This window comes from Enterobacter sp. LU1 (assembly GCF_008271405.2).
GTDB classification, from domain to species: domain Bacteria; phylum Pseudomonadota; class Gammaproteobacteria; order Enterobacterales; family Enterobacteriaceae; genus Enterobacter; species Enterobacter hormaechei_C.
Window position 1 is genome coordinate 662,145 of sequence record NZ_CP043438.2, and the last position, 21,508, is coordinate 683,652.

General features: G+C 56.4%; 21 protein-coding genes and 1 other annotated feature. Of the genes, 15 read left to right on the forward strand and 6 right to left on the reverse strand.

Translation table 11 applies throughout. From position 1 onward, the window contains the following. The first annotated feature begins 99 nt into the window (after positions 1-99). From serB to nadR, 3 genes are all read left to right on the forward strand, one after another. On the forward strand, positions 100-1,068 hold the full coding sequence (serB, locus tag FZF21_RS03185; protein WP_003856524.1) for a phosphoserine phosphatase: 969 nt from the start codon (positions 100-102) through the stop codon (positions 1,066-1,068). Between the two features lie 75 nt (positions 1,069-1,143). Continuing rightward, positions 1,144-2,529 carry a DNA repair protein RadA gene (gene radA / locus FZF21_RS03190; RefSeq protein ID WP_017383829.1) on the forward strand — a complete coding sequence of 462 codons (1,386 nt, stop codon included), beginning with the start codon at positions 1,144-1,146 and terminating at the stop codon, positions 2,527-2,529. 35 nt (positions 2,530-2,564) lie between these two features. Next, positions 2,565-3,797 (forward strand): multifunctional transcriptional regulator/nicotinamide-nucleotide adenylyltransferase/ribosylnicotinamide kinase NadR, encoded by a 1,233-nt coding sequence (gene nadR, locus FZF21_RS03195; protein WP_015572616.1) that lies wholly within the window; start codon positions 2,565-2,567, stop codon positions 3,795-3,797. Positions 3,798-3,882: 85 nt separating this feature from the next. Here the strand turns inward: nadR and FZF21_RS03200 are convergent, their stop codons facing one another. Then, positions 3,883-4,884, reverse strand: a complete 1,002-nt coding sequence (locus FZF21_RS03200) for a zinc-binding alcohol dehydrogenase family protein (protein ID WP_064489911.1) — start codon at positions 4,882-4,884, stop codon at positions 3,883-3,885. A 108-nt stretch (positions 4,885-4,992) separates the two neighbouring features. Between FZF21_RS03200 and FZF21_RS03205 the strand changes: the two genes are divergently transcribed. Next, a complete protein-coding gene (locus FZF21_RS03205; RefSeq protein ID WP_017383827.1) occupies positions 4,993-5,892 on the forward strand; it encodes a LysR family transcriptional regulator in 900 nt (299 codons plus the stop codon). Between the two features lie 128 nt (positions 5,893-6,020). Here the strand turns inward: FZF21_RS03205 and ettA are convergent, their stop codons facing one another. Further along, entirely contained in the window at positions 6,021-7,688 is a 1,668-nt protein-coding gene (gene ettA / locus FZF21_RS03210; protein WP_006810191.1) for an energy-dependent translational throttle protein EttA, read from the reverse strand. Between the two features lie 226 nt (positions 7,689-7,914). On the opposite strand from ettA, the gene sltY reads away from it, so the two are divergent. Next, positions 7,915-9,852: a murein transglycosylase gene (gene sltY / locus FZF21_RS03215; protein WP_047737180.1), complete on the forward strand. Its 1,938-nt coding sequence runs from the start codon at positions 7,915-7,917 to the stop codon at positions 9,850-9,852. A 55-nt stretch (positions 9,853-9,907) separates the two neighbouring features. Continuing rightward, on the forward strand, positions 9,908-10,237 hold the full coding sequence (gene trpR / locus FZF21_RS03220) for a trp operon repressor (protein WP_003856511.1): 330 nt from the start codon (positions 9,908-9,910) through the stop codon (positions 10,235-10,237). 27 nt (positions 10,238-10,264) lie between these two features. On the opposite strand, the gene yjjX is transcribed toward trpR, so the two are convergent. Then, positions 10,265-10,780, reverse strand: a complete 516-nt coding sequence (yjjX, locus tag FZF21_RS03225) for an inosine/xanthosine triphosphatase (RefSeq protein ID WP_015572619.1) — start codon at positions 10,778-10,780, stop codon at positions 10,265-10,267. 48 nt (positions 10,781-10,828) lie between these two features. On the opposite strand from yjjX, the gene gpmB reads away from it, so the two are divergent. Further along, complete coding sequence (gene gpmB, locus FZF21_RS03230) at positions 10,829-11,476, forward strand: 2,3-diphosphoglycerate-dependent phosphoglycerate mutase GpmB (RefSeq protein WP_006810187.1); 648 nt, start codon at positions 10,829-10,831, stop codon at positions 11,474-11,476. Here the strand turns inward: gpmB and robA are convergent. Next, positions 11,473-12,342 (reverse strand): MDR efflux pump AcrAB transcriptional activator RobA, encoded by an 870-nt coding sequence (gene robA / locus FZF21_RS03235; RefSeq protein ID WP_015572620.1) that lies wholly within the window; start codon positions 12,340-12,342, stop codon positions 11,473-11,475. The two genes, gpmB and robA, sit on opposite strands and share 4 nt — an antisense overlap. Before the next feature lie 214 nt (positions 12,343-12,556). On the opposite strand from robA, the gene creA reads away from it, so the two are divergent. After that, positions 12,557-13,027 (forward strand): protein CreA, encoded by a 471-nt coding sequence (gene creA, locus FZF21_RS03240; RefSeq protein WP_032103047.1) that lies wholly within the window; start codon positions 12,557-12,559, stop codon positions 13,025-13,027. 48 nt (positions 13,028-13,075) lie between these two features. On the opposite strand, the gene arcA is transcribed toward creA, so the two are convergent. Next, positions 13,076-13,792, reverse strand: coding sequence for a two-component system response regulator ArcA (gene arcA / locus FZF21_RS03245; RefSeq protein WP_003856501.1), 717 nt, complete (start codon positions 13,790-13,792; stop codon positions 13,076-13,078). 95 nt (positions 13,793-13,887) lie between these two features. On the opposite strand from arcA, the gene yjjY reads away from it, so the two are divergent. The 7 genes from yjjY to FZF21_RS03280 all read left to right on the forward strand — a co-directional run bounded on the left by yjjY (position 13,888) and on the right by FZF21_RS03280 (position 20,694). Continuing rightward, positions 13,888-14,028: a protein YjjY gene (gene yjjY, locus FZF21_RS03250; RefSeq protein WP_001541509.1), complete on the forward strand. Its 141-nt coding sequence runs from the start codon at positions 13,888-13,890 to the stop codon at positions 14,026-14,028. A 399-nt stretch (positions 14,029-14,427) separates the two neighbouring features. After that, entirely contained in the window at positions 14,428-15,114 is a 687-nt protein-coding gene (locus FZF21_RS03255) for a tRNA/rRNA methyltransferase (protein WP_023295898.1), read from the forward strand. A 211-nt stretch (positions 15,115-15,325) separates the two neighbouring features. Continuing rightward, on the forward strand, positions 15,326-15,394 hold the full coding sequence (thrL, locus tag FZF21_RS03260; RefSeq protein ID WP_015572623.1) for a thr operon leader peptide: 69 nt from the start codon (positions 15,326-15,328) through the stop codon (positions 15,392-15,394). Beyond that, positions 15,333-15,450, forward strand: a sequence feature (Thr leader region). (Overlaps the previous gene by 62 nt.) 24 nt (positions 15,451-15,474) lie before the next feature. Beyond that, a complete protein-coding gene (gene thrA / locus FZF21_RS03265; RefSeq protein WP_032647186.1) occupies positions 15,475-17,937 on the forward strand; it encodes a bifunctional aspartate kinase/homoserine dehydrogenase I in 2,463 nt (820 codons plus the stop codon). A 1-nt stretch (position 17,938) separates the two neighbouring features. After that, positions 17,939-18,868 carry a homoserine kinase gene (gene thrB, locus FZF21_RS03270; protein WP_015572625.1) on the forward strand — a complete coding sequence of 310 codons (930 nt, stop codon included), beginning with the start codon at positions 17,939-17,941 and terminating at the stop codon, positions 18,866-18,868. 3 nt (positions 18,869-18,871) lie between these two features. Further along, a complete protein-coding gene (gene thrC / locus FZF21_RS03275; RefSeq protein WP_015572626.1) occupies positions 18,872-20,158 on the forward strand; it encodes a threonine synthase in 1,287 nt (428 codons plus the stop codon). Positions 20,159-20,406: 248 nt separating this feature from the next. Next, complete coding sequence (locus FZF21_RS03280) at positions 20,407-20,694, forward strand: DUF2502 domain-containing protein (RefSeq protein WP_015572627.1); 288 nt, start codon at positions 20,407-20,409, stop codon at positions 20,692-20,694. A 32-nt stretch (positions 20,695-20,726) separates the two neighbouring features. Here FZF21_RS03280 and yaaA read toward each other — a convergent pair whose 3' ends face one another. Further along, positions 20,727-21,500, reverse strand: a complete 774-nt coding sequence (gene yaaA / locus FZF21_RS03285; protein ID WP_149121074.1) for a peroxide stress protein YaaA — start codon at positions 21,498-21,500, stop codon at positions 20,727-20,729. Between the last annotated feature and the right edge of the window lie 8 nt (positions 21,501-21,508).

Genomic DNA, 21,508 nt, shown 5'->3' on the forward strand with positions numbered 1-21,508 from the left:
TTACGGCTTAATGTTGCCAGAAGTGATGGTTACAGGGTAGCCTCATGCGTTATTTTCCCTCTGGAACCTTCCGGCGCGAACGAAATTACAGGAGCTTCAATGCCGAACATTACCTGGTGCGACCTGCCAACGGATGTCTCTTTATGGCCAGGATTGCCGCTCTCTTTAAGTGGCGATGAGGTGATGCCTCTCGATTACCACGCTGGCCGTAGCGGCTGGCTGCTGTACGGACGCGGCCTGGATAAGCAACGCCTCACCCAGTATCAAACCAAACTGGGCGCAGCGATGGTCATCGTTGCGGCCTGGTGCGTGGAAGATTATCAGGTTATTCGCCTGGCGGGTTCCCTGACGCAGCGCGCCACGCGTCTGGCGCACGACGCCGGGCTGGACGTTGCCCCCCTCGGCAAAATTCCGCACCTGAAAACGCCCGGCCTGCTGGTAATGGACATGGACTCCACCGCCATTCAGATCGAATGTATTGACGAGATTGCTAAACTGGCGGGCAGCGGCGAGCTGGTGGCGGAAGTCACCGAGCGCGCGATGCGCGGCGAGCTGGATTTCACCGCCAGCCTGAGACAGCGCGTGGCGACCCTGAAGGGGGCCGATGCTAACATTTTGCGTCAGGTGCGCGATGAACTGCCCCTGATGCCTGGGCTGACGCAGCTGGTGCTCAAGCTGGAGACGCTCGGCTGGAAAGTGGCGATTGCCTCCGGCGGGTTCACCTTCTTTGCCGACTACCTGCGTGACAAGCTGCGTCTGACCACCGTGGTGGCAAACGAGCTGGAGATCATGGACGGCAAACTCACCGGACAGGTCATCGGCGACATCGTGGATGCGCAGTACAAAGCCAATACGCTGACGCGTCTGGCGGAGAAATATGCCATTCCGGTCGAGCAGACCGTTGCCATCGGCGATGGCGCGAACGATCTGCCGATGATCAAAGTTGCCGGGCTGGGTATTGCCTACCATGCCAAGCCGAAAGTGAATGAAAAGACGGAAGTCACTATCCGTCATGCTGATCTGATGGGGGTGTTCTGCATTCTCTCCGGCAGCATTAATCAAAAATAGCGGCTTGCTTTTGTAGGCCGGGTAAGCGTCAGCGCCACCCGGCGCGCAGACCGCACAGAAATAACGAGGTAAACCGTGGCGAAAGCTCCAAAACGCGCATTTGTCTGTAATGAATGTGGTGCGGATTATCCGCGCTGGCAGGGGCAATGCAGCGCCTGTCATGCCTGGAACACCATCACCGAAGTGCGTGGTGTGGCGGCTTCGCCGAGCGTGGCCCGCAATGAACGGCTGAGCGGCTATGCGGGCAATGCAGGCGTGTCGAAGGTACAAAAACTTTCGGATATCAGCCTGGAAGCGCTGCCGCGCTTTTCCACCGGATTCAAAGAATTTGACCGCGTGCTCGGCGGTGGCGTAGTGCCGGGCAGCGCCATTCTGATCGGCGGTAACCCGGGCGCGGGTAAATCGACCCTGCTGCTGCAAACGCTCTGCAAGCTAGCCGAACAGATGAAAACCCTGTACGTCACGGGGGAAGAATCACTTCAGCAGGTGGCGATGCGCGCGCACCGCCTCGGCCTGCCGACCGGCAATCTGAATATGCTTTCGGAAACCAGCATCGAGCAGATCTGCATGATCGCCGAAGAAGAGCAGCCGAAGCTGATGGTGATTGACTCCATTCAGGTGATGCATATGGCTGACATTCAGTCGTCACCGGGAAGCGTGGCGCAGGTGCGTGAAACCGCGGCCTACCTGACGCGCTTTGCCAAAACGCGCGGCGTGGCGATTGTAATGGTTGGTCATGTGACCAAAGACGGCTCGCTGGCGGGACCGAAAGTGCTTGAACACTGTATCGACTGCTCGGTGATGCTCGATGGCGATGCGGATTCCCGTTTTCGTACCCTGCGCAGCCATAAAAACCGCTTTGGCGCGGTGAATGAGCTGGGCGTGTTTGCCATGACCGAGCAGGGGCTTCGCGAAGTCAGCAACCCGTCGGCCATCTTCCTGAGCCGTGGCGACGAGATCACGTCCGGTAGTTCGGTGATGGTGCTGTGGGAGGGGACGCGTCCGCTGCTGGTTGAAATTCAGGCGCTGGTGGATCAATCGATGATGGGCAACCCGCGGCGCGTGGCGGTCGGTCTGGAACAGAACCGCCTGGCGATCCTGCTGGCGGTGCTGCACCGTCACGGCGGTCTGCAAATGGCGGATCAGGATGTGTTCGTCAACGTGGTTGGTGGGGTGAAGGTTACGGAAACCAGCGCGGACCTGGCGCTGCTGCTGGCAATGGTCTCCAGCCTGCGCGACAGACCGTTGCCGCAGGATCTGGTGGTATTTGGTGAGGTAGGGTTGGCCGGCGAGATCCGCCCGGTGCCGAGCGGTCAGGAGCGTATCTCCGAAGCGGCAAAACATGGCTTCCGCCGCGCGATTGTTCCGGCCGCCAACGTGCCGAAAAAAATTCCGGAAGGGATGCAGGTTTTTGGCGTTAAAAAACTTGCAGATGCGTTAAATGTCTTTGACGACTTATAATTACGTATTCGATTTTGCAGGAGGCACCGTAATTTATGTCATCATTTGACTACATCAAGACCGCTATCCGCCAGAAGGGCTGCACGTTGCAGCAGGTGGCGGACGCCAGCGGCATGACCAAGGGCTACCTGAGCCAACTGCTGAACGCCAAAATCAAAAGCCCCAGCGCGCAGAAGCTGGAAGCGCTGCACCGTTTTCTGGGGCTTGAATTTCCGCGGATGCAAAAGAACATTGGCGTGGTGTTCGGTAAGTTCTACCCGCTGCATACCGGGCATATCTATCTGATCCAGCGCGCCTGTAGCCAGGTCGACGAACTGCATATCATCATGGGTTATGATGAAACCCGCGATCGCCAGCTGTTTGAAGACAGCGCCATGTCGCAGCAGCCCACCGTGCCGGACCGCCTGCGCTGGCTGCTTCAGACCTTTAAATATCAGAAAAATATTCGTATTCATGCCTTTAACGAAGAGGGCATGGAGCCGTATCCGCACGGCTGGGACGTGTGGAGCAACGGCATCAAAGCGTTTATGGAAGAGAAGGGCATTGCGCCTAACTGGATCTACACCTCTGAAGAGTCCGACGCGCCGCAGTTCCGCGAGCATCTGGGCATCGAGACGGTGCTGATCGATCCTAAACGCACCTTCATGAACATCAGCGGGGCGCAGATCCGCGAGAACCCGTTCCGTTACTGGGACTACATCCCGACCGAGGTGAAGCCGTTCTTCGTGCGTACGGTGGCGATCCTCGGCGGCGAGTCGAGTGGGAAATCGACGCTGGTAAATAAGCTGGCTAACATCTTCAATACCACCAGTGCGTGGGAGTATGGCCGCGATTACGTCTTCTCACACCTTGGCGGCGACGAGATGGCGTTGCAGTATTCCGACTACGATAAAATCGCGCTCGGTCATGCCCAGTACATTGATTTTGCGGTGAAATACGCCAATAAAGTCGCCTTTATTGATACCGATTTCGTCACCACGCAGGCGTTCTGCAAAAAGTACGAAGGGCGCGAGCACCCGTTTGTGCAGGCGCTGATTGACGAATACCGCTTTGACCTGGTGATCCTGCTGGAAAACAATACCCCATGGGTTGCCGACGGCATGCGCAGCCTGGGCAGCTCGGTGGACAGGCGGGAGTTCCAGACCATGCTGGTGGAGATGCTTAACGAGAACAACGTTGAGTTTGTACATGTGGAAGAGTCGGACTACGACTCCCGCTTCCTGCGCTGCGTCGAGCTGGTGAAGGAGATGATGGGGGAGCAGGGTTAATAACTTCCCCTCTCCCACCAGGAGAGGGGGCTTTAATCGCCCTCTCCCTTTGGGAGAGGGCCGGGGTGAGGGAATCAGTCCACACTCAATACTCAACCACCACCTTCCCACGCATATGCCCCTCCAGCACCCTGCGGTGCGCTTCGGTAATGCTTTCCACGCTTAGCCCGTGCAGCGTTTCGCTGAGCGAGCTTTCCACCACGCCGTTATCCACCAGCTTCGCCACCTCATCTAAAATCTCACCCTGACGCGCCATATCCGTGGTCTGGTACATGCTACGGGTGTACATAAATTCCCAGTGCAGGGCGGCAGATTTGGACTTCAGCTTGTCCTGGTTCAGCGGATGCGCGTTTTCAACGATGGAACAAATGTCTCCCTGAGGGGCAATCAGATCGCTGACCGCATCCCAGTGCCCGTCGGTATCGTTGAGGATAAAAATGTAATCCACAAAGGTGAGCCCCTGTTTCGCCAGTTCTCCCTTCAGGTCGTGGTAATTTACAACAATGTCAGCCCCGCGATCGCGACACCACCTGGCGGAATCTTCTCGTGAAGCGGTTGCGACGATCTTCACCTTGCTGTTGTGCTTCGCAAACGGGATCGCCAGCGATCCGACTCCACCCGCGCCGCCAATTATCAGCAGCGTTTTATCTGCGTCGGCATCCTGAATCTTCAGCCGTTCAAACAGGCCTTCCCACGCGGTGAGCGCCGTCAGCGGCAATGCAGCCGCGGCGGCCCAGTCAAGGCTTGCAGGCTTGTGCCCGACAATGCGCGCATCGATCAGCTGGTGCGTGGTATTACTGCCCGGACGGGTGATATCCCCCGCGTACCACACTTCGTCACCCGGTTTGAATCCGGTGACGCCAGCCCCAACGGCTTTTACGATCCCGCTGGCATCCCACCCGAGAATGCGCGGCTCCTTCAGTCCGCTTTTGGCAATGCCTGCATGTACCTTGGTGTCCACCGGGTTTACGGAGACGGCTTTTACCTCCACCAGCAGATCGTGTTCACCGGGCTGCGGCATCGGCGGAGTGATTTCAACGAAGGTGGAAGGATTTTCCGGGTTAACGGCAATGGCTTTCACTGACATGGTGTGCTCCTCAATGGCATGCGTTTTGTTGAGGCTAGTCTATTAAGTGGTCAGCTGCATGATAAGATGGACAATCCAGAACTCAGCGTTCGTACAGGGTGAACAATCATGTTTAAACAGCTTCAGGATATGGCGCTGTTTGCGCTGGTGGCCGAGATGGGCAGCTTTACCGCGGCGGCGCAGAAGGCGGAACTGCCGAAATCCAGCGTCAGCCAGCGGATTAGCCAGCTGGAGCAGCAGGTGGGGATCCGTCTGTTGAATCGCACCACGCGCAGGATCAGCCTGACGTTTGCAGGCGAGCACTATCTGGTGCACTGTCGCGAGATGCTGGCGGCCAGCGAGCGCGCGGAGTATGCCATTCAGCGGCTGCGCGAAAACCCCAGCGGGCGGCTGCGGATCACCTGTCCGGCGGGAATTGGCGCGACGCTGCTGGCGCATATGAATGCCGAGTTCCAGCTTCGCTATCCGGACGTGTCGCTGGATGTGTCGATCTCAGACGACGTGGTGGATCTGGTCGAGTCTGGCTTTGACGTGGCGCTGCGCACCGGCAAACCGCAGGATTCATCCCTGATTGGCCGCATGATTGGGCACTGTCCGCGCTACATGCTGGCCTCGCCCCACTACCTGGCGCGTCGGGCGCCGTTAATTCATCCCCGACAGCTGGTGGATCACCGCTGCATTACGCACCGGGCATGGTCAGAGTGGCTTCTGCGAAGCGAGAATGAGGATTACCGCTACCTGCCGGATAACGCCCACATGACGGATAACCTGGTGTACGCCCGGGAATGCGCCATTGCCGGGGCGGGGATCACGCTGTTACCCGCATTCCTGCTGGAAGATAAGATCGAAAAGGGCGCGCTGGTGAAGGTGCTGTCGGCGTGGAGCGTTGAGGGAAACGATCTCTGGCTGGCCTACCCGAGCCGTAAGCTCAATTCGCCTGCGCTGATGAGCTATATCGACTTTGCGATGCAGTTTGATGAGGTGAAGCGGTATTACGTGGGCAAATAAAAAAGCCGGGTGGCGGCTTCGCCTTACCCGGCCTACACACTGTGCGGCCTGATGCCCTCACCCTGGCCCTCTCCCACGGGGAGAGGGTACAAACATAAAAAAAGGCAACCGAAGTTGCCGTTTTGCTTTTATTTCGCAATACGCTTGTACTTAATACGCTTCGGCTCCAGCGCGTCTGCGCCCAGCGTGCGTTTCTTGTACTCTTCGTATTCGGTGAAGTTACCTTCGAAGAACTCCACCTTACCTTCGTCCTGGTAGTCCAGGATGTGGGTTGCGATGCGGTCCAGGAACCAGCGGTCGTGCGAGATAACCATCGCGCAGCCCGGGAACTCCAGCAGGGCGTTTTCCAGCGCGCGCAGGGTTTCGATGTCCAGGTCGTTGGTAGGTTCATCAAGCAGCAGAACGTTGCCGCCAACCTGGAGCAGCTTCGCCAGGTGCAGACGACCGCGCTCACCGCCGGACAGCTCGCCCACGCGTTTGCCCTGGTCAGTGCCCTTAAAGTTAAAGCGGCCAACGTAAGCGCGGCTTGGCATCTCGGTGTTGCCGATACGCATGATATCCAGACCGCCGGAAACCTCTTCCCACACGGTTTTGCTGTTGTCCATTGCGTCGCGGAACTGGTCCACGGAAGCCAGCTTCACGGTTTCACCCAGGGTGATAGAGCCGCTGTCAGGCTGTTCCTGACCGGACATCATGCGGAACAGGGTTGATTTACCTGCGCCGTTCGGACCGATGATGCCAACGATAGCGCCTTTCGGCACGGAGAAGGTCAGGTCGTCGATCAGCAGACGGTCGCCGTAGGACTTACGCAGGTTGGTCACTTCAACCACTTTATCCCCCAGACGTGCGCCAGGTGGAATAAACAGTTCGTTGGTTTCGTTACGTTTCTGGTATTCAGTGTTATTCAGCTCTTCGAAGCGTGCCAGACGGGCTTTGCCCTTGGACTGACGGCCTTTCGCGCCCTGACGCACCCACTCCAGCTCTTTCTCGATAGACTTACGACGCGCCGCTTCCTGAGATGCTTCCTGCGCCAGACGCTGATCTTTCTGCTCCAGCCAGGAGGAGTAATTGCCTTCCCACGGAATACCTTCGCCGCGGTCCAGCTCCAGGATCCAGCCCGCAACGTTGTCGAGGAAGTAACGGTCGTGGGTAATCGCCACCACGGTGCCTTCGAAGTCGTGCAGGAAGCGCTCCAGCCACGCCACGGATTCCGCATCCAGGTGGTTGGTAGGTTCGTCGAGCAGCAGCATGTCTGGTTTTTCCAGCAGCAGGCGGCACAGCGCCACGCGGCGGCGTTCACCACCGGACAGGTTAGCGATTTTCGCATCCCAGTCTGGCAGACGCAGGGCATCGGCCGCGCGCTCCAGCTGCACGTTCAGGTTGTGACCGTCGTGCGCCTGGATAATTTCCTCATATTTGCCCTGCTGAGCGGCCAGTTTGTCGAAGTCCGCATCCGGCTCGGCGTATTTGGCATACACTTCATCCAGACCTTTCAGGGCGTTAACCACCTCGGATACCGCTTCTTCAACGGATTCACGCACGGTGTGTTCCGGGTTCAGCTGAGGTTCCTGCGGCAGGTAGCCGATCTTAATGCCAGGCTGCGGACGGGCTTCACCTTCGATGTCTGTATCGATGCCGGCCATGATGCGCAGCAGGGTGGACTTACCGGCACCGTTGAGACCCAGAACACCGATTTTTGCGCCCGGGAAGAAGCTCAGCGAGATATTTTTAAGAATATGACGTTTCGGCGGGACAACTTTGCCGACACGATGCATGGTATAAACGAATTGAGCCACGTTGGACTTCGCCTCTTTTATCGTGATGAGAATGAATTTCAGCCTCGAAGTGTAGCCTTTTTCACGCCCTAATCCCAGCCAGGAACGTCGGGAGTGTTAAAACGCGCAAGAAAGGTAAAAAAGTGTCCATGACGTGGCGCGTTGTGGGATGCCTGGTTAGCATAAGTTGATGTAACTTTGACGTGGCAAGACGCTGCAACTGACGAAAAACAATGAGGAAGAGCTTGTGGAAAAAGCCAAACGGGTGGTCTGGCGTCTGCTGGCTGCCAGCGTATGCGTAATGGCGGTAAGCCAGGCGGTGCATGCCGATTCACTGGATGAACAACGTAACCGCTATGCCCAGATTAAACAGGCATGGGACAACAAGCAGATGGATACCGTGCAGGCGCTGATGCCGACGCTGAAGGATTATCCGCTGTATCCGTATCTTGAGTATCGCCAGATCACGGACGATCTCATGAATCAACCGACCGTCACCGTGAATAACTTCATTCAGGCGAACCCGACCCTGCCGCCTGCGCGCACCCTGAAGTCCCGGTTTGTGAACGAGCTGGCCCGTCGCGAAGACTGGCGCGGCCTGCTGGCTTTCAGCCCGGATAAACCGGGCGCGACGGAAGCGCAGTGTAATTACTATTATGCGAAATGGGCGACCGGTCAGCAGGAGGAAGCCTGGACCGGCGCGAAAGAGCTGTGGCTGACGGGCAAAAGCCAGCCAAACGCCTGTGACCCGCTGTTCAGCGCCTGGCGCGCCTCGGGCAAGCAGGATCCGCTCTCTTACCTGGAACGTATTCGCCTGGCGATGAAGGCCGGAAACACCCGGCTGGTCACCGTGCTGGCGGGCCAGATGCCCGCAGATTATCAGACTATTGCGTCTGCCGTTATCAGTCTGGCAAACGATCCCAATACCGTGCTGACGTTTGCGCGTACTACCGGCGCGACCGATTTTACCCGCCAGATGGCGGCGGTGGCCTTTGCCAGCGTGGCGCGTGATGATGTGGAAAACGCCCGGCTGATGATCCCGCAGCTGGTGCAGGCCCAGCAGCTTAATGACGATCAAACTCAGGAGCTGCGCGATATCGTGGCATGGCGACTGATGGGGACAGATGTCACCGACGAACAGGCGCGCTGGCGTGATGATGCGGTGATGCGTTCAAACTCTGTCTCGCTGGTGGAGCGTCGCGTGCGCATGGCGCTGGGAACGGGCGATCGTCGTGGCCTCAATACCTGGCTGGCGCGTCTGCCGATGGATGCCAAAGAGAAAGATGAATGGCGTTACTGGCAGGCGGACATGCTGCTGGAACGTGGTCGTGAAGATGAAGCCAAAGAGATCCTCCACTCCCTGATGCAGCAGCGCGGATTCTACCCGATGGCGGCGGCGCAGCGTCTGGGCGAGGAGTACACCCTGAAGATCGACAAAGCGCCAGCCAACGCGAACCCGGCGCTGACGCAGGGGCCGGAAATGGCGCGCGTGCGCGAGCTGATGTACTGGAATCTGGATAATACCGCGCGCAGCGAATGGGCGAATCTGGTCACCAGCCGTACCACCGATGAGAAAGCGCAGCTTGCCCGCTATGCATTTGATAATCGCTGGTGGGATCTGAGCGTGCAGGCGACGATCGCCGGCAAACTGTGGGATCATCTCGAAGAGCGTTTCCCGCTGGCTTATAAGGATCTGTTCGATCGCTACACCAGCGGCAAAGATATTCCGCAAAGCTACGCGATGGCCATTGCCCGTCAGGAGAGCGCCTGGAACCCGAAAGTGCGTTCTCCGGTGGGTGCCAGCGGCCTGATGCAGATTATGCCGGGTACCGCGACGCACACGGTGAAGATGTTTAATATTCCAGGCTACAGCAGCCCGTCCCAGCTGCTGGATCCGGAGACTAACATCAACATCGGTACCAGCTACTTGCAGTACGTCTATCAGCAGTTCGGTAATAACCGTATCTTCGCGTCAGCGGCGTACAACGCCGGGCCTGGCCGCGTGCGGACATGGCTTGGCAACAGCGCAGGGCGCATCGACGCCGTGGCGTTTGTCGAGAGCATTCCGTTCTCGGAAACGCGCGGCTATGTGAAGAATGTGCTGGCTTATGACGCCTACTATCGCTACTTCATGGAGCAGAAAGATACCCTGATGAGCGATGCCGAGTGGCAGAGACGTTACTGATCGGCGCGGGTTGTGTTATGCTGTACTCGCTAATGAGTACAAGAGGCAGCATAACATGACCCAGCATTCCCCGTATTCCTCGGCCATGGCCGAACAGCGTCATCAGGAGTGGCTTCGTTTTGTGGAGTTGCTCCGCCAGTCTTACGACAAAGATCTGCATTTACCGTTGCTACAGCTGATGCTGACGCCCGATGAACGCGAAGCGCTGGGCACGCGGGTACGCATTATTGAGGAACTGCTGCGCGGCGAAATGAGCCAGCGCGAGCTGAAAAACGAGCTGGGCGCGGGCATCGCGACCATCACCCGTGGTTCAAACAGCCTGAAGTCGGCGCCGGTTGAACTGCGTCAGTGGCTGGAAGCGGTATTGCTGAAAAACGCCGGATGACGGCTTCGCCTTATCCGGCCTGCAAACTTAACGATAAATCGCGTTATGGAACGGACTTAACGCCAGAATAACGGCCTGGTGGTAAACGCCTGAACGCGTAAGCTTGCCACCCGTAAAGACGCCAATCGCCCCCTCTTTACGACCAATTTCATCAATGCCGGTGTAGTGCGACATTACCGGCCCCAGCGCCTCACCCGCGCGGACTTTCTCCAGTATGACCTCCGGCAGCGGCAGCGTGGCAGAACGCGCTTCGCCGCGCTGCTCACGGCTTTCGATGACAACCCAGCTGAAGGTCGCCCCTTCGTCGATGCCTGCTTCAATCGCGACCCAGAAGTCAGCGTCTGGCGCGGCGGCTTTTGCATTAGCCACGCGATTTCGTGCGCCAGCGCGTGTTTCCTCGCTGCCAAACGGCTGTTCCGGCACACCGCTCTCGACGCCGACGGCGTCAATATGGCAGGATCCTTCGCCGAAGATCTCTTCAAATGCCCTTAGAATTGCCTGAATTTTGGCAGGATTGGTGGTAGCAGAGACAACATGGTGCATAATTAAGCTCGATTTAAAAAATTCATCGCAGTATAACGGAAAAAAAGCATGTTACAGGTATACCTTGTTCGCCACGGTGAAACGCAGTGGAACGCCGAGCGACGTATTCAAGGCCAGTCAGACAGTCCTCTCACCGACAAAGGTGTGCAGCAAGCGTGGCAGGTGGCGGAGCGCGCCAGAACGCTGGGTATCACTCACGTCATCTCCAGTGATTTAGGCCGCACGCAGCAGACGGCACGCATCATCGCCGATGCCTGTGGCTGCGACGTGACCCTCGAACCGCGTCTGCGCGAGCTGGATATGGGCGTGCTGGAAAAACGTCCTATCGATACGCTGACGGAAACCGAAGAAGGCTGGCGCCGCACGCTGGTGAACGGCACTGAAGATGGTCGCATCCCTGAAGGGGAATCCATGCAGGAGCTGAGCGTGCGCATGCATGCCGCGCTGGCCGAGTGCCTGAAACTCCCGGCAGGTAGCCGACCGCTGCTGGTAAGCCACGGTATCGCGCTGGGTTGCCTGGTGAGCACCATTCTGGGACTGCCGGCTTACGCCGAACGCCGTTTGCGTCTGCGCAACTGTTCCATTTCCCGTATCGACTATCAGGAAAGTGCCTGGCTGGCATCGGGGTGGGTAGTTGAGATGGCAGGGGACATTTCGCATCTTGATGCCCCTGCTCTGGACGAATTGCAGCGTTAACGACGTACCGGAATCAGGAATTCCATACGCAGATTGATAGGGCCTTCTTCCGGTTTAGCATCTTGCGCCGGATAGTAGCGCTCAATGTCCTGACCTTTACGGCGATTCAGATTCAGCATCGGCATGCAGGTCCCGTAAACGGTCAGGATGAACTCCTGAACGCCCGTTCCTAAACCTTCGTATGAGAACATCACATACTCGCCGCCTTCCAGCACGACAGGCTTCGAGCCATGAATGTAACCGTTCGCCATGTCAGGCGTCAGCGCCGTGGTATAGAACACCTCCTGCTCGTCGTCTTTTTCCTGGCTGGGATGCGTTTCGTTCAGGCCATACAGAATCGGCGGGAGCGCCGGAGCATGGCTTAAAAATTCGCGCCAGAACTGAACGCGCATCTGATGGCGGAACTCGGAGATCTGCTCCAGGGAACAGGAGTAGCTCTGCGTGGTGCCGACCAGGTGCGTTTCCGGCAGGGTGATGATTTCATATTTTGGCATCGCAAACTCGCCCAGACGCAGCGGCGGACGCATACCAAAGGAGCTCCAGTCCGGCGAGCGGCGATAAAGCGCTGGCGTTAACGAGAACTGTTTTTTAAAGGCGCGGGTGAAGGTTTGCTGTGAATCGAAGCGATATTGCAGGGCAATATCCAGGATTGGTCGCGCGGTCAGGCGCAACGCGACAGCAGACTTTGATAAACGACGTGCGCGAATATAGGCACCGATAGCATGACCGGTGACATCCTTGAACATCCTTTGCAGATGCCACTTGGAATAGCCTGCTTTTGCCGCCACATTATCCAGTGACAAAGGCTGGTCGAGATGACCTTCCAGCCAGGTGAGCAGGTCGCGAATAATTCCAGCCTGATCCATATACTATCCTCATCCTTAAAACTGCCGCAGGTGCCTGTTTACAGGTTAGCGGATAATAGCATTTTTTGACGTTTTAGCATTCAGTGTTTTTTTTGCGCATAAATGCTTTTTGTAGTGATTTATGTGCGGATATATTCTAATCCTGTGATCTTGCTACATTTTTATCTAACCTGTTGAATAATCGCTCAGCGTAATTTTTATGAATGGTAACAATATGAAATACAAGGTTTTAGTCTTTACAGCACTGGCGCTGATGGCAGGGCGCGTGGCACAGGCGGAGCAAATTGGCTCCGTGGATACTGTGTTTAAAATGTTTGGGCCGGACCACAAAATTGTGGTGGAAGCCTTTGACGATCCGGACGTTAAAAACGTCACCTGCTATGTCAGCCGGGCAAAGACCGGCGGGATTAAAGGCGGCCTGGGGCTGGCTGAAGACACGTCTGACGCGGCCATCTCCTGCCAGCAGGTTGGCCCGGTGGAATTGAGTGACAAAATCAAAAACGGCAAAGCGCAGGGCGACGTCGTATTCCAGAAACGGACCTCGCTGGTGTTCAAAAAGCTACAGGTGGTCCGTTTTTATGACGCGAAGCGTAACACCCTGGCTTATCTGGCTTATTCCGACAAAGTCGTGGACGGCTCACCGAAAAACGCGATAAGCGCGGTACCGATTATGCCGTGGCATTGATAAAAAAAACGGCGCAAATGCGCCGTTTTTTACTGCGTGACGGGAGAATTACTCCTGGAGGTCACCGCAGAAACGATAGCCTTCACCATGGATCGTGGCGATGATTTCCGGCGTATCCGGCGTAGATTCGAAGTGCTTACGAATACGACGGATGGTTACGTCAACGGTACGATCGTGTGGCTTCAACTCACGACCGGTCATTTTCTTCAGCAGTTCTGCACGGGACTGAATCTTGCCCGGGTTCTCGCAGAAGTGCAGCATCGCGCGGAATTCACTGCGCGGCAGTTTGTACTGCTCACCGTTCGGGCTAATCAGCGAACGGCTATTGATATCAAGTTCCCAGCCGTTGAATTTGTAGCTGTCGACGCTACGACGCTCTTCACTTACCGTACCCAGATTCATGGTGCGGGACAGCAGGTTGCGTGCACGAATGGTTAACTCGCGAGGGTTGAACGGCTTGGTGATGTAGTCATCCGCGCCGATTTCCAGACCAAGAATTTTATCAACCTCGTTGTCACGGCCCGTCAGGAACATCAACGCGACGTTCGCCTGTTCACGCAGTTCGCGCGCCAGAAGAAGCCCGTTTTTGCCCGGCAGGTTGATATCCATAATCACCAGGTTGATATCATTTTCAGAAAGGATCTGATGCATCTCTGCGCCATCGGTCGCTTCAAAGACATCGTAGCCTTCTGCTTCGAAAATGCTCTTTAACGTGTTGCGTGTTACCAACTCGTCTTCAACGATAAGAATGTGCGGGGTCTGCATGTTTGCTACCTAAATTGCCAACTAAATCGAAACAGGAAGTACAAAAGTCCCTGACCTGCCTGATGCATGTCGCAAATTAACATGATCGGCTTAACGTGACTAAAGTACGTAATTGCGTTCTTGATGCACTTTCCATCAACGTCAACAACATCATTAGCTTGGTCGTGGGTACTTTCCCTTTGGACCCGACAGTGTCAAAAACGGCTGTCATCCTAACCATTTTAACAGCAACATAACAGGCTAAGTGACACCGGACACCCAATAAAACTACGCTTCGTTGACATATATCAAGTTCAATTGTAGCACGTTAACAGTTTGATGAAATCATCGTAGCTGAATGCTAGCCTTTGTCACAAATTTTCAATAAACCAACTAGTTGCGGACATTGATTGATAAACGGTACGAATCCAATCAGAAAAGAGTATTCATATGGTCATTATCATTACAAAACATAAGGATAATGGACTTCTGTTAACATTCTAACTGATTGTTCAGCCACAAAATAGTTTAGCTTTTTTTAATTGTTATGAAACGCTATTTCGGTGATTTGTGTTGCAAAATTGTAAATTCGTGCTGCGTAATATGTTGAACTGAATCACATTTTTACCTGCTAACTGATTAAAAAGAGAGCGTAAATGCATCTGTCGATTGTGCTGGTGGCACCAGCAAGAGCTGAAAATATTGGCGCTGCGGCGCGTGCCATGAAGACTATGGGTTTTACCGATTTGCGTATTGTGGACAGCACGGCGCATCTGGAGCCTGCTGCGCGCTGGGTGGCGCACGGTTCGGGTGATATTCTCGATAATATAACCACTTACGCTACGCTCGCCGACGCACTCCACGATATTTCGTTTACCGTCGCGACGACCGCGCGCAGCCGGGCGAAGTTTCACTATTACGCCACGCCTGCTGAACTGGTGCCGATGCTGGAAGAGAAAAGCCAGTGGCTGGAGAAAGCCGCGCTGGTGTTTGGGCGAGAAGATTCCGGGCTGACTAACGAAGAGCTGGAGCTGGCTGACGTGCTGACGGGCGCGCCGATGGTGGCGGATTATCCGTCACTCAATCTGGGGCAGGCGGTGATGGTCTATTGCTATCAATTAGCATCCTTAATACAAATTTCTCAGCCACCGGTGACAGTTTCGGATGAAAACCAGCTGGCGGCACTGCGTGTTCGTGCAAATAACCTTCTTGAGCAGTTGGGCGTCGCTGACGATCAGAAAATGGTGGACTGGTTACAGCAGCGCCTGGGGCGTCTTGAGCAGCGCGATACGGCAATGCTGCACCGATTGCTTCATGATATTGAAAAAAAATTAGCCGAGTAAAATAGTGTAATAGGTTTTTATTATGGCCGATCCTGCTGATGTCTGGGGTTGCATCTGGGTTATTCCGATGAAAATAAATCTGCCCGCAGCGGGACGTGAGAATGTCCCGAATTGTGATCGAATTAAAAATTCATTGACTTAAGGGGCTCGATCCTTTAACCCTAAAAGAATAGAGCACAGACAGATAATAATGACAGAGTACACAACATCCATGAAACGCATCAGCATCACCACCATTACTACAACCATCATCATTACCACAGGTAACGATGCGGGCTGACGCGTACAGGAAAAACAGAAAAAAGCCCGCACCTGAACAGTGCGGGCTTTTTTTTCGGCTAAAGGAAATGAGGTAGAACCATGCGAGTGTTGAAGTTCGGCGGTACGTCAGTGGCAAATGCAGAACGTTTTCTGCGTGTTGCCGATATCCTGGAAAGCAACGCCAGGCAGGGGCAGGTTGCCACCGTGCTCTCTGCCCCGGCCAAAATCACGAACCACCTGGTGGCGATGATTGAAAAAACCATCGGTGGTCAGGATGCACTACCGAACATCAGCGACGCCGAGCGTATCTTTGCCGATCTGCTTCAGGGGCTGGCCGACGCCCAGCCTGGTTTCCCGCTGGCGCAGCTGAAAAGCACCGTTGAACTTGAATTTGCCCAGATTAAACACGTTCTTCACGGTATCAGCCTGCTTGGTCAGTGCCCGGACAGCATCAACGCGGCGCTGATTTGCCGGGGTGAAAAACTCTCTATCGCCATCATGGCAGGCGTGCTGGAAGCGCGCGGTCACCACGTGACGGTCATCGATCCGGTTGAAAAACTGCTGGCTGTGGGCCACTACCTTGAATCCACCGTCGACATTGCCGAGTCGACACGTCGTATTGCGGCGAGCAAAATCCCGTCTGACCATATGATCCTGATGGCAGGCTTTACCGCCGGTAACGAGAAGGGCGAACTGGTGGTGCTGGGGCGTAACGGCTCTGACTACTCCGCCGCCGTGCTGGCCGCCTGTTTACGCGCAGACTGTTGTGAGATCTGGACTGACGTCGACGGCGTTTATACCTGCGATCCGCGCCAGGTACCGGACGCCAGGCTGCTGAAGTCGATGTCGTACCAGGAAGCGATGGAGCTTTCCTACTTCGGCGCTAAAGTTCTTCACCCGCGTACCATCTCCCCGATTGCCCAGTTCCAAATCCCTTGCCTGATTAAGAATACCGGTAACCCTCAGGCGCCGGGCACGCTGATTGGCGCCAGCGCGGATGAAGATGAACTGCCGGTGAAAGGCATTTCTAACCTCAATAACATGGCGATGTTCAGCGTCTCCGGCCCGGGGATGAAGGGCATGGTCGGCATGGCGGCACGCGTCTTTGCCGCTATGTCCCGCAACGGGATCTCCGTGGTGCTGATCACGCAGTCTTCTTCCGAATACAGCATCAGCTTCTGCGTTCCGCAGGGTGATTGCCTGCGTGCCCGTCGCGCGCTGGAAGAAGAGTTCTATCTGGAGCTGAAAGAAGAGCTGCTGGAGCCGCTCTCGATTCAAGAGCGTCTGGCGATTATCTCGGTGGTCGGCGACGGCATGCGCACCCTGCGCGGTATCTCCGCCAAATTCTTTGCCGCGCTGGCGCGGGCTAATATCAATATCGTGGCGATTGCCCAGGGCTCATCAGAGCGTTCCATTTCCGTTGTCGTGGATAACGATGACGCCACTACCGGCGTGCGCGTGGTGCATCAGATGCTGTTCAACACCGACCAGGTGATTGAGCTGTTCCTGGTGGGCGTCGGTGGTGTCGGTGGCGCGCTGCTGGAGCAGGTGAAGCGCCAGCAGGAGTGGCTTAAGAAGAAACATATCGATTTGCGCGTTTGCGGCATTGCGAACTCGAAAGCGTTGCTGACTAACGTCCACGGTCTGAATCTGGAAAACTGGCAGGCGGAGCTGGAAGAGGCGAAAGAGCCATTTAACCTGGGCCGCCTGATCCGCCTGGTGAAAGAATATCACCTGCTTAACCCGGTGATTGTTGACTGTACCTCCAGCCAGGCGGTGGCCGATCAGTACGCCGACTTCCTGCGCGAAGGGTTCCACGTGGTGACGCCAAACAAAAAGGCCAACACCTCGTCGATGGATTACTATCACCAGCTGCGGCTGGCGGCGAGTAAGTCGCGCCGTAAGTTTCTGTATGACACCAACGTGGGCGCGGGCCTGCCGGTCATCGAGAACCTGCAAAACCTGCTGAACGCGGGCGACGAACTACAGCGTTTCTCCGGCATCCTCTCCGGCTCCCTGTCGTTTATCTTCGGCAAGCTGGACGAAGGGATGAGCTTGTCGGAAGCCACCCGCGCCGCGCGCGAGCTGGGCTACACCGAGCCGGATCCGCGCGACGACCTCTCCGGCATGGACGTGGCGCGTAAGCTGCTGATCCTGGCGCGCGAAACTGGCCGCGAGCTGGAGCTTTCGGATATCGTGATTGAGCCGGTGCTGCCAGCAGAATTTGATGACAGCGGTGACGTCAGCGCCTTTATGGCCAGGTTGCCGCAGCTTGACGACGCCTTTGCCGCACGCGTTGCGAAAGCCCGTGATGAAGGTAAGGTATTGCGCTATGTTGGCAACATTGAAGAAGACGGCGTCTGCCGGGTGAAGATTGCCGAAGTGGATGGCAACGATCCGCTGTACAAGGTGAAAAACGGCGAGAACGCCCTGGCGTTCTACAGCCATTATTATCAGCCACTGCCGCTGGTGCTTCGCGGCTATGGCGCAGGGAATGATGTGACGGCGGCAGGCGTGTTTGCCGATCTGCTGCGTACCCTGTCATGGAAGTTAGGAGTTTAAGATGGTTAAAGTATATGCCCCGGCTTCCAGCGCCAATATGAGCGTCGGATTTGACGTGCTGGGCGCGGCGGTCACACCGGTGGACGGTTCGCTGCTGGGCGATACGGTTACGGTTGAGGCGGCAGAGCGCTTCAGCCTGAATAACATCGGCCGCTTCGCCAGTAAGCTGCCGTCTGAACCGCGCGAGAATATCGTTTATCAGTGCTGGGAACGCTTCTGTCAGGAGATCGGCAAAAACGTGCCGGTCGCCATGACGCTGGAAAAGAGCATGCCGATTGGTTCGGGGCTGGGCTCGAGCGCCTGCTCGGTGGTCGCCGCGCTGGTGGCGATGAATGAGCATTGCGGCAAGCCGCTGAACAACAACCGTCTGCTGGCGCTGATGGGCGAGCTGGAAGGGCGCATCTCCGGCAGCATTCATTATGATAACGTGGCGCCGTGCTTCCTTGGCGGCATGCAGCTGATGATTGAAGAAAATGGCATCATCAGCCAGCAGGTGCCAGGGTTTGATGAGTGGCTGTGGGTGCTGGCCTATCCGGGCATTAAAGTGTCTACCGCCGAAGCGCGTGCGATCCTGCCGGCGCAGTATCGTCGTCAGGACTGTATCGCCCACGGGCGTCATCTGGCGGGCTTTATTCACGCCTGCTACACCCGTCAGCCGCAGCTGGCGGCGAAACTGATGAAAGACGTCATTGCCGAGCCGTATCGCACGAAGCTGCTGCCGGGCTTTAACGAAGCGCGACAGGCATCCATGGATATCGGCGCACAGGCGTGCGGCATCTCCGGCTCCGGCCCGACGCTGTTCGCCTTATGCGACAAGCCAGACACCGCGCAGCGCGTGGCGGACTGGCTCTCTAAACACTACCTGCAAAATCAGGAAGGCTTTGTTCATATTTGCCGTCTGGACACGGCTGGCGCACGAGTACTGGGATAACGAATGAAACTCTACAACCTTAAAGATCATAACGAGCAGGTCAGCTTCGCGCAGGCGGTAACGCAGGGGCTTGGCAAAAATCAGGGGCTTTTCTTCCCCCACGACCTGCCGGAATTTCAGCTGACCGAAATCGATGAGCTGCTGAAGCAGGACTTTGTCACCCGCAGCACCAAAATTCTGTCTGCCTTTATCGGCGACGAAATCCCGCAGGAGCTGCTCGAAGAGCGCGTGCGTGCGGCGTTTGCTTTCCCGGCGCCGGTGAAGCAGGTGGAGCCTGACGTTGGTTGTCTGGAGCTGTTCCACGGTCCGACGCTGGCGTTCAAAGATTTCGGCGGTCGCTTTATGGCGCAGATGCTGACCCACATCAGCGGCGACAAACCGGTGACCATTCTTACCGCGACTTCAGGCGATACCGGAGCGGCGGTGGCCCATGCGTTCTACGGCCTGAAAAACGTCCGCGTGGTGATCCTCTATCCGAAAGGCAAAATCAGCCCGCTTCAGGAAAAACTGTTCTGCACCCTTGGGGGCAACATTGAAACCGTGGCGATCGACGGCGATTTCGATGCCTGTCAGGCGCTAGTGAAGCAGGCCTTCGATGACGAAGAGCTGAAGGCGGCGCTGGGGCTGAACTCTGCCAACTCCATCAACATCAGCCGTCTGCTGGCGCAGATCTGCTACTACTTCGAAGCGGTGGCGCAGCTGCCGCAGGACGCGCGCAATCAGCTGGTGGTTTCCGTGCCAAGTGGGAACTTCGGCGACCTGACGGCAGGCCTGCTGGCGAAATCACTCGGCCTGCCGGTGAAGCGCTTTATCGCCGCCACCAACGCCAACGACACCGTGCCGCGTTTCCTGAAGGACGGAAAATGGGCGCCGAACGCGACTCAGGCCACGCTCTCCAATGCGATGGATGTGTCACAGCCTAACAACTGGCCGCGTGTGGAAGAGCTGTTCCGCCGTAAGGTCTGGCGTCTGGGCGATCTGGGTTACGCAGCGGTGACGGACGAAACCACTAAAGCCACCATGCGCGAGCTGAAAGCGGTGGGCTATACCTCTGAGCCGCACGCGGCGATTGCCTATCGTGCCCTGCGCGATCAGCTTCAACCGGGTGAGTATGGCCTGTTCCTCGGCACCGCCCATCCGGCCAAGTTCAAAGAGAGCGTGGAAGCGATCCTGGGGGAAACGCTGCCGCTGCCAAAAGAGCTGGCCGATCGCGCCGACCTGCCGCTGCTGTCTCATGAGCTGCCCGCAGACTTTGCCGCGCTGCGTAAGCTGATGATGACCCGAGCGTGATTGTGCTGCCCGGTGGCGGCTTCGCCTTACCGGGCCTACAACGGCGAACTCATCGTAGGCCGGGTAAGCGCAGCGCCACCCGGCTTTTTTGTGAAGAAATTAAGGAGAAAAACAGCAGGAAAAAAGCAGAAATTCCCAATAAATGCGGTCACTTAGCGTTTAGGATTGCAGAGAATAACATCCCCCGTCCCCATCACGTACTCTCCTTATATCGGCCCACGTTGGGCAAGAAGAATAAGGAGTCACCTATGTCTACACTGAAACCTGCACTTATCGCGCTTTCACTGATGCTGGTCGCTCCCATGGCGGTGCAGGCAGCTGAGATCACCCTCGTGCCAGCGGTAAAACTGCAAATTGGCGATCGGGATAATAACGGGCACTACTGGGATGGCGGCCGCTGGCGCGACCATGACTGGTGGAAAGCGCACTATGACTGGCGCGATAACCACTGGCGTCCGCACGATGAACATCGCGATCGTGACGATCACCACCGTCATGACGATCGTCGCCCGGGCCCGGACCGGAAGCACCATTAACACAAACCCCGCCAGCTGGCGGGGTTGTCTTTTTATTGCTCGTGACGCTTAAACACCAGCTCGTTTTTTCCTGACGATGCCTCGTCGAAAAAATACCCTTCACTGTTAAAGCCAGTGAGCTGCTCTGGCTTCGTCAGACGGTTTTGAATGATGAAGCGGCTCATCAGACCGCGCGCTTTTTTGGCGTAGAAGCTGATCACTTTAAATTTGCCGTTTTTCTCGTCGAGGAATACCGGCTTGATAATGTCCGCATCCAGCTTTTTCGGCTTCACCGATTTGAAGTACTCATCGGAGGCCAGGTTGATCACCACGTTGTCCCCCTGGGCTTGCAGCGCCGCGTTAAGCTTGTCGGTAATGACATCGCCCCAGAACTGGTACAGATCTTTACCTTTGGTGTTTTCCAGGCGGATACCCATCTCCAGACGATACGGCTGCATCAGATCCAGCGGTCGCAGCACCCCGTACAGGCCGGATAACATGCGCAGATGCTGCTGGGCAAAATCGAAATCGGCTTCGCTAAACGTTTCTGCTTGCAGGCCAGTGTAGACGTCACCTTTGAAGGCCAACAGCGCCTGGCGGGCGTTGGCGGGCGTGAAGTCAGGCTGCCACTCATGAAACCGGGTGGCGTTCAGGTCGGCGAGTTTATCGCTGATGCTCATCAGCGAAGCGATTTGCGGAGCCGAAAGCTTACGCGCCTCGTGGGTCAGCTGTTGCGAGTAGTCCAGCAATTCCGGCTGGGTATAACGCTCAGTGGCGAGCGGGCTCTGGTAGTCGAGCGTTTTGGCAGGTGAAATCAGAATCAGCATATCCAGTC

Excerpts from the sequence above, each read along its gene's own strand:
- arcA (WP_003856501.1), bottom strand. The coding sequence starts at position 13,792 with ATGCAGACCCCGCACATTCTTATCGTTGAAGACGAGTTGGTAACACGC.
- FZF21_RS03255 (WP_023295898.1), top strand. The coding sequence starts at position 14,428 with ATGCATCTGTCGATTGTGCTGGTGGCACCAGCAAGAGCTGAAAATATT.
- FZF21_RS03280 (WP_015572627.1), top strand. The coding sequence starts at position 20,407 with ATGTCTACACTGAAACCTGCACTTATCGCGCTTTCACTGATGCTGGTC.
- thrC (WP_015572626.1), top strand. The coding sequence starts at position 18,872 with ATGAAACTCTACAACCTTAAAGATCATAACGAGCAGGTCAGCTTCGCG.
- yaaA (WP_149121074.1), bottom strand. The coding sequence starts at position 21,500 with ATGCTGATTCTGATTTCACCTGCCAAAACGCTCGACTACCAGAGCCCG.
- serB (WP_003856524.1), top strand. The coding sequence starts at position 100 with ATGCCGAACATTACCTGGTGCGACCTGCCAACGGATGTCTCTTTATGG.
- FZF21_RS03200 (WP_064489911.1), bottom strand. The coding sequence starts at position 4,884 with ATGTCAGTGAAAGCCATTGCCGTTAACCCGGAAAATCCTTCCACCTTC.
- thrB (WP_015572625.1), top strand. The coding sequence starts at position 17,939 with ATGGTTAAAGTATATGCCCCGGCTTCCAGCGCCAATATGAGCGTCGGA.
- trpR (WP_003856511.1), top strand. The coding sequence starts at position 9,908 with ATGACCCAGCATTCCCCGTATTCCTCGGCCATGGCCGAACAGCGTCAT.
- robA (WP_015572620.1), bottom strand. The coding sequence starts at position 12,342 with ATGGATCAGGCTGGAATTATTCGCGACCTGCTCACCTGGCTGGAAGGT.
- creA (WP_032103047.1), top strand. The coding sequence starts at position 12,557 with ATGAAATACAAGGTTTTAGTCTTTACAGCACTGGCGCTGATGGCAGGG.
- yjjX (WP_015572619.1), bottom strand. The coding sequence starts at position 10,780 with ATGCACCATGTTGTCTCTGCTACCACCAATCCTGCCAAAATTCAGGCA.
- nadR (WP_015572616.1), top strand. The coding sequence starts at position 2,565 with ATGTCATCATTTGACTACATCAAGACCGCTATCCGCCAGAAGGGCTGC.
- thrA (WP_032647186.1), top strand. The coding sequence starts at position 15,475 with ATGCGAGTGTTGAAGTTCGGCGGTACGTCAGTGGCAAATGCAGAACGT.
- gpmB (WP_006810187.1), top strand. The coding sequence starts at position 10,829 with ATGTTACAGGTATACCTTGTTCGCCACGGTGAAACGCAGTGGAACGCC.
- FZF21_RS03205 (WP_017383827.1), top strand. The coding sequence starts at position 4,993 with ATGTTTAAACAGCTTCAGGATATGGCGCTGTTTGCGCTGGTGGCCGAG.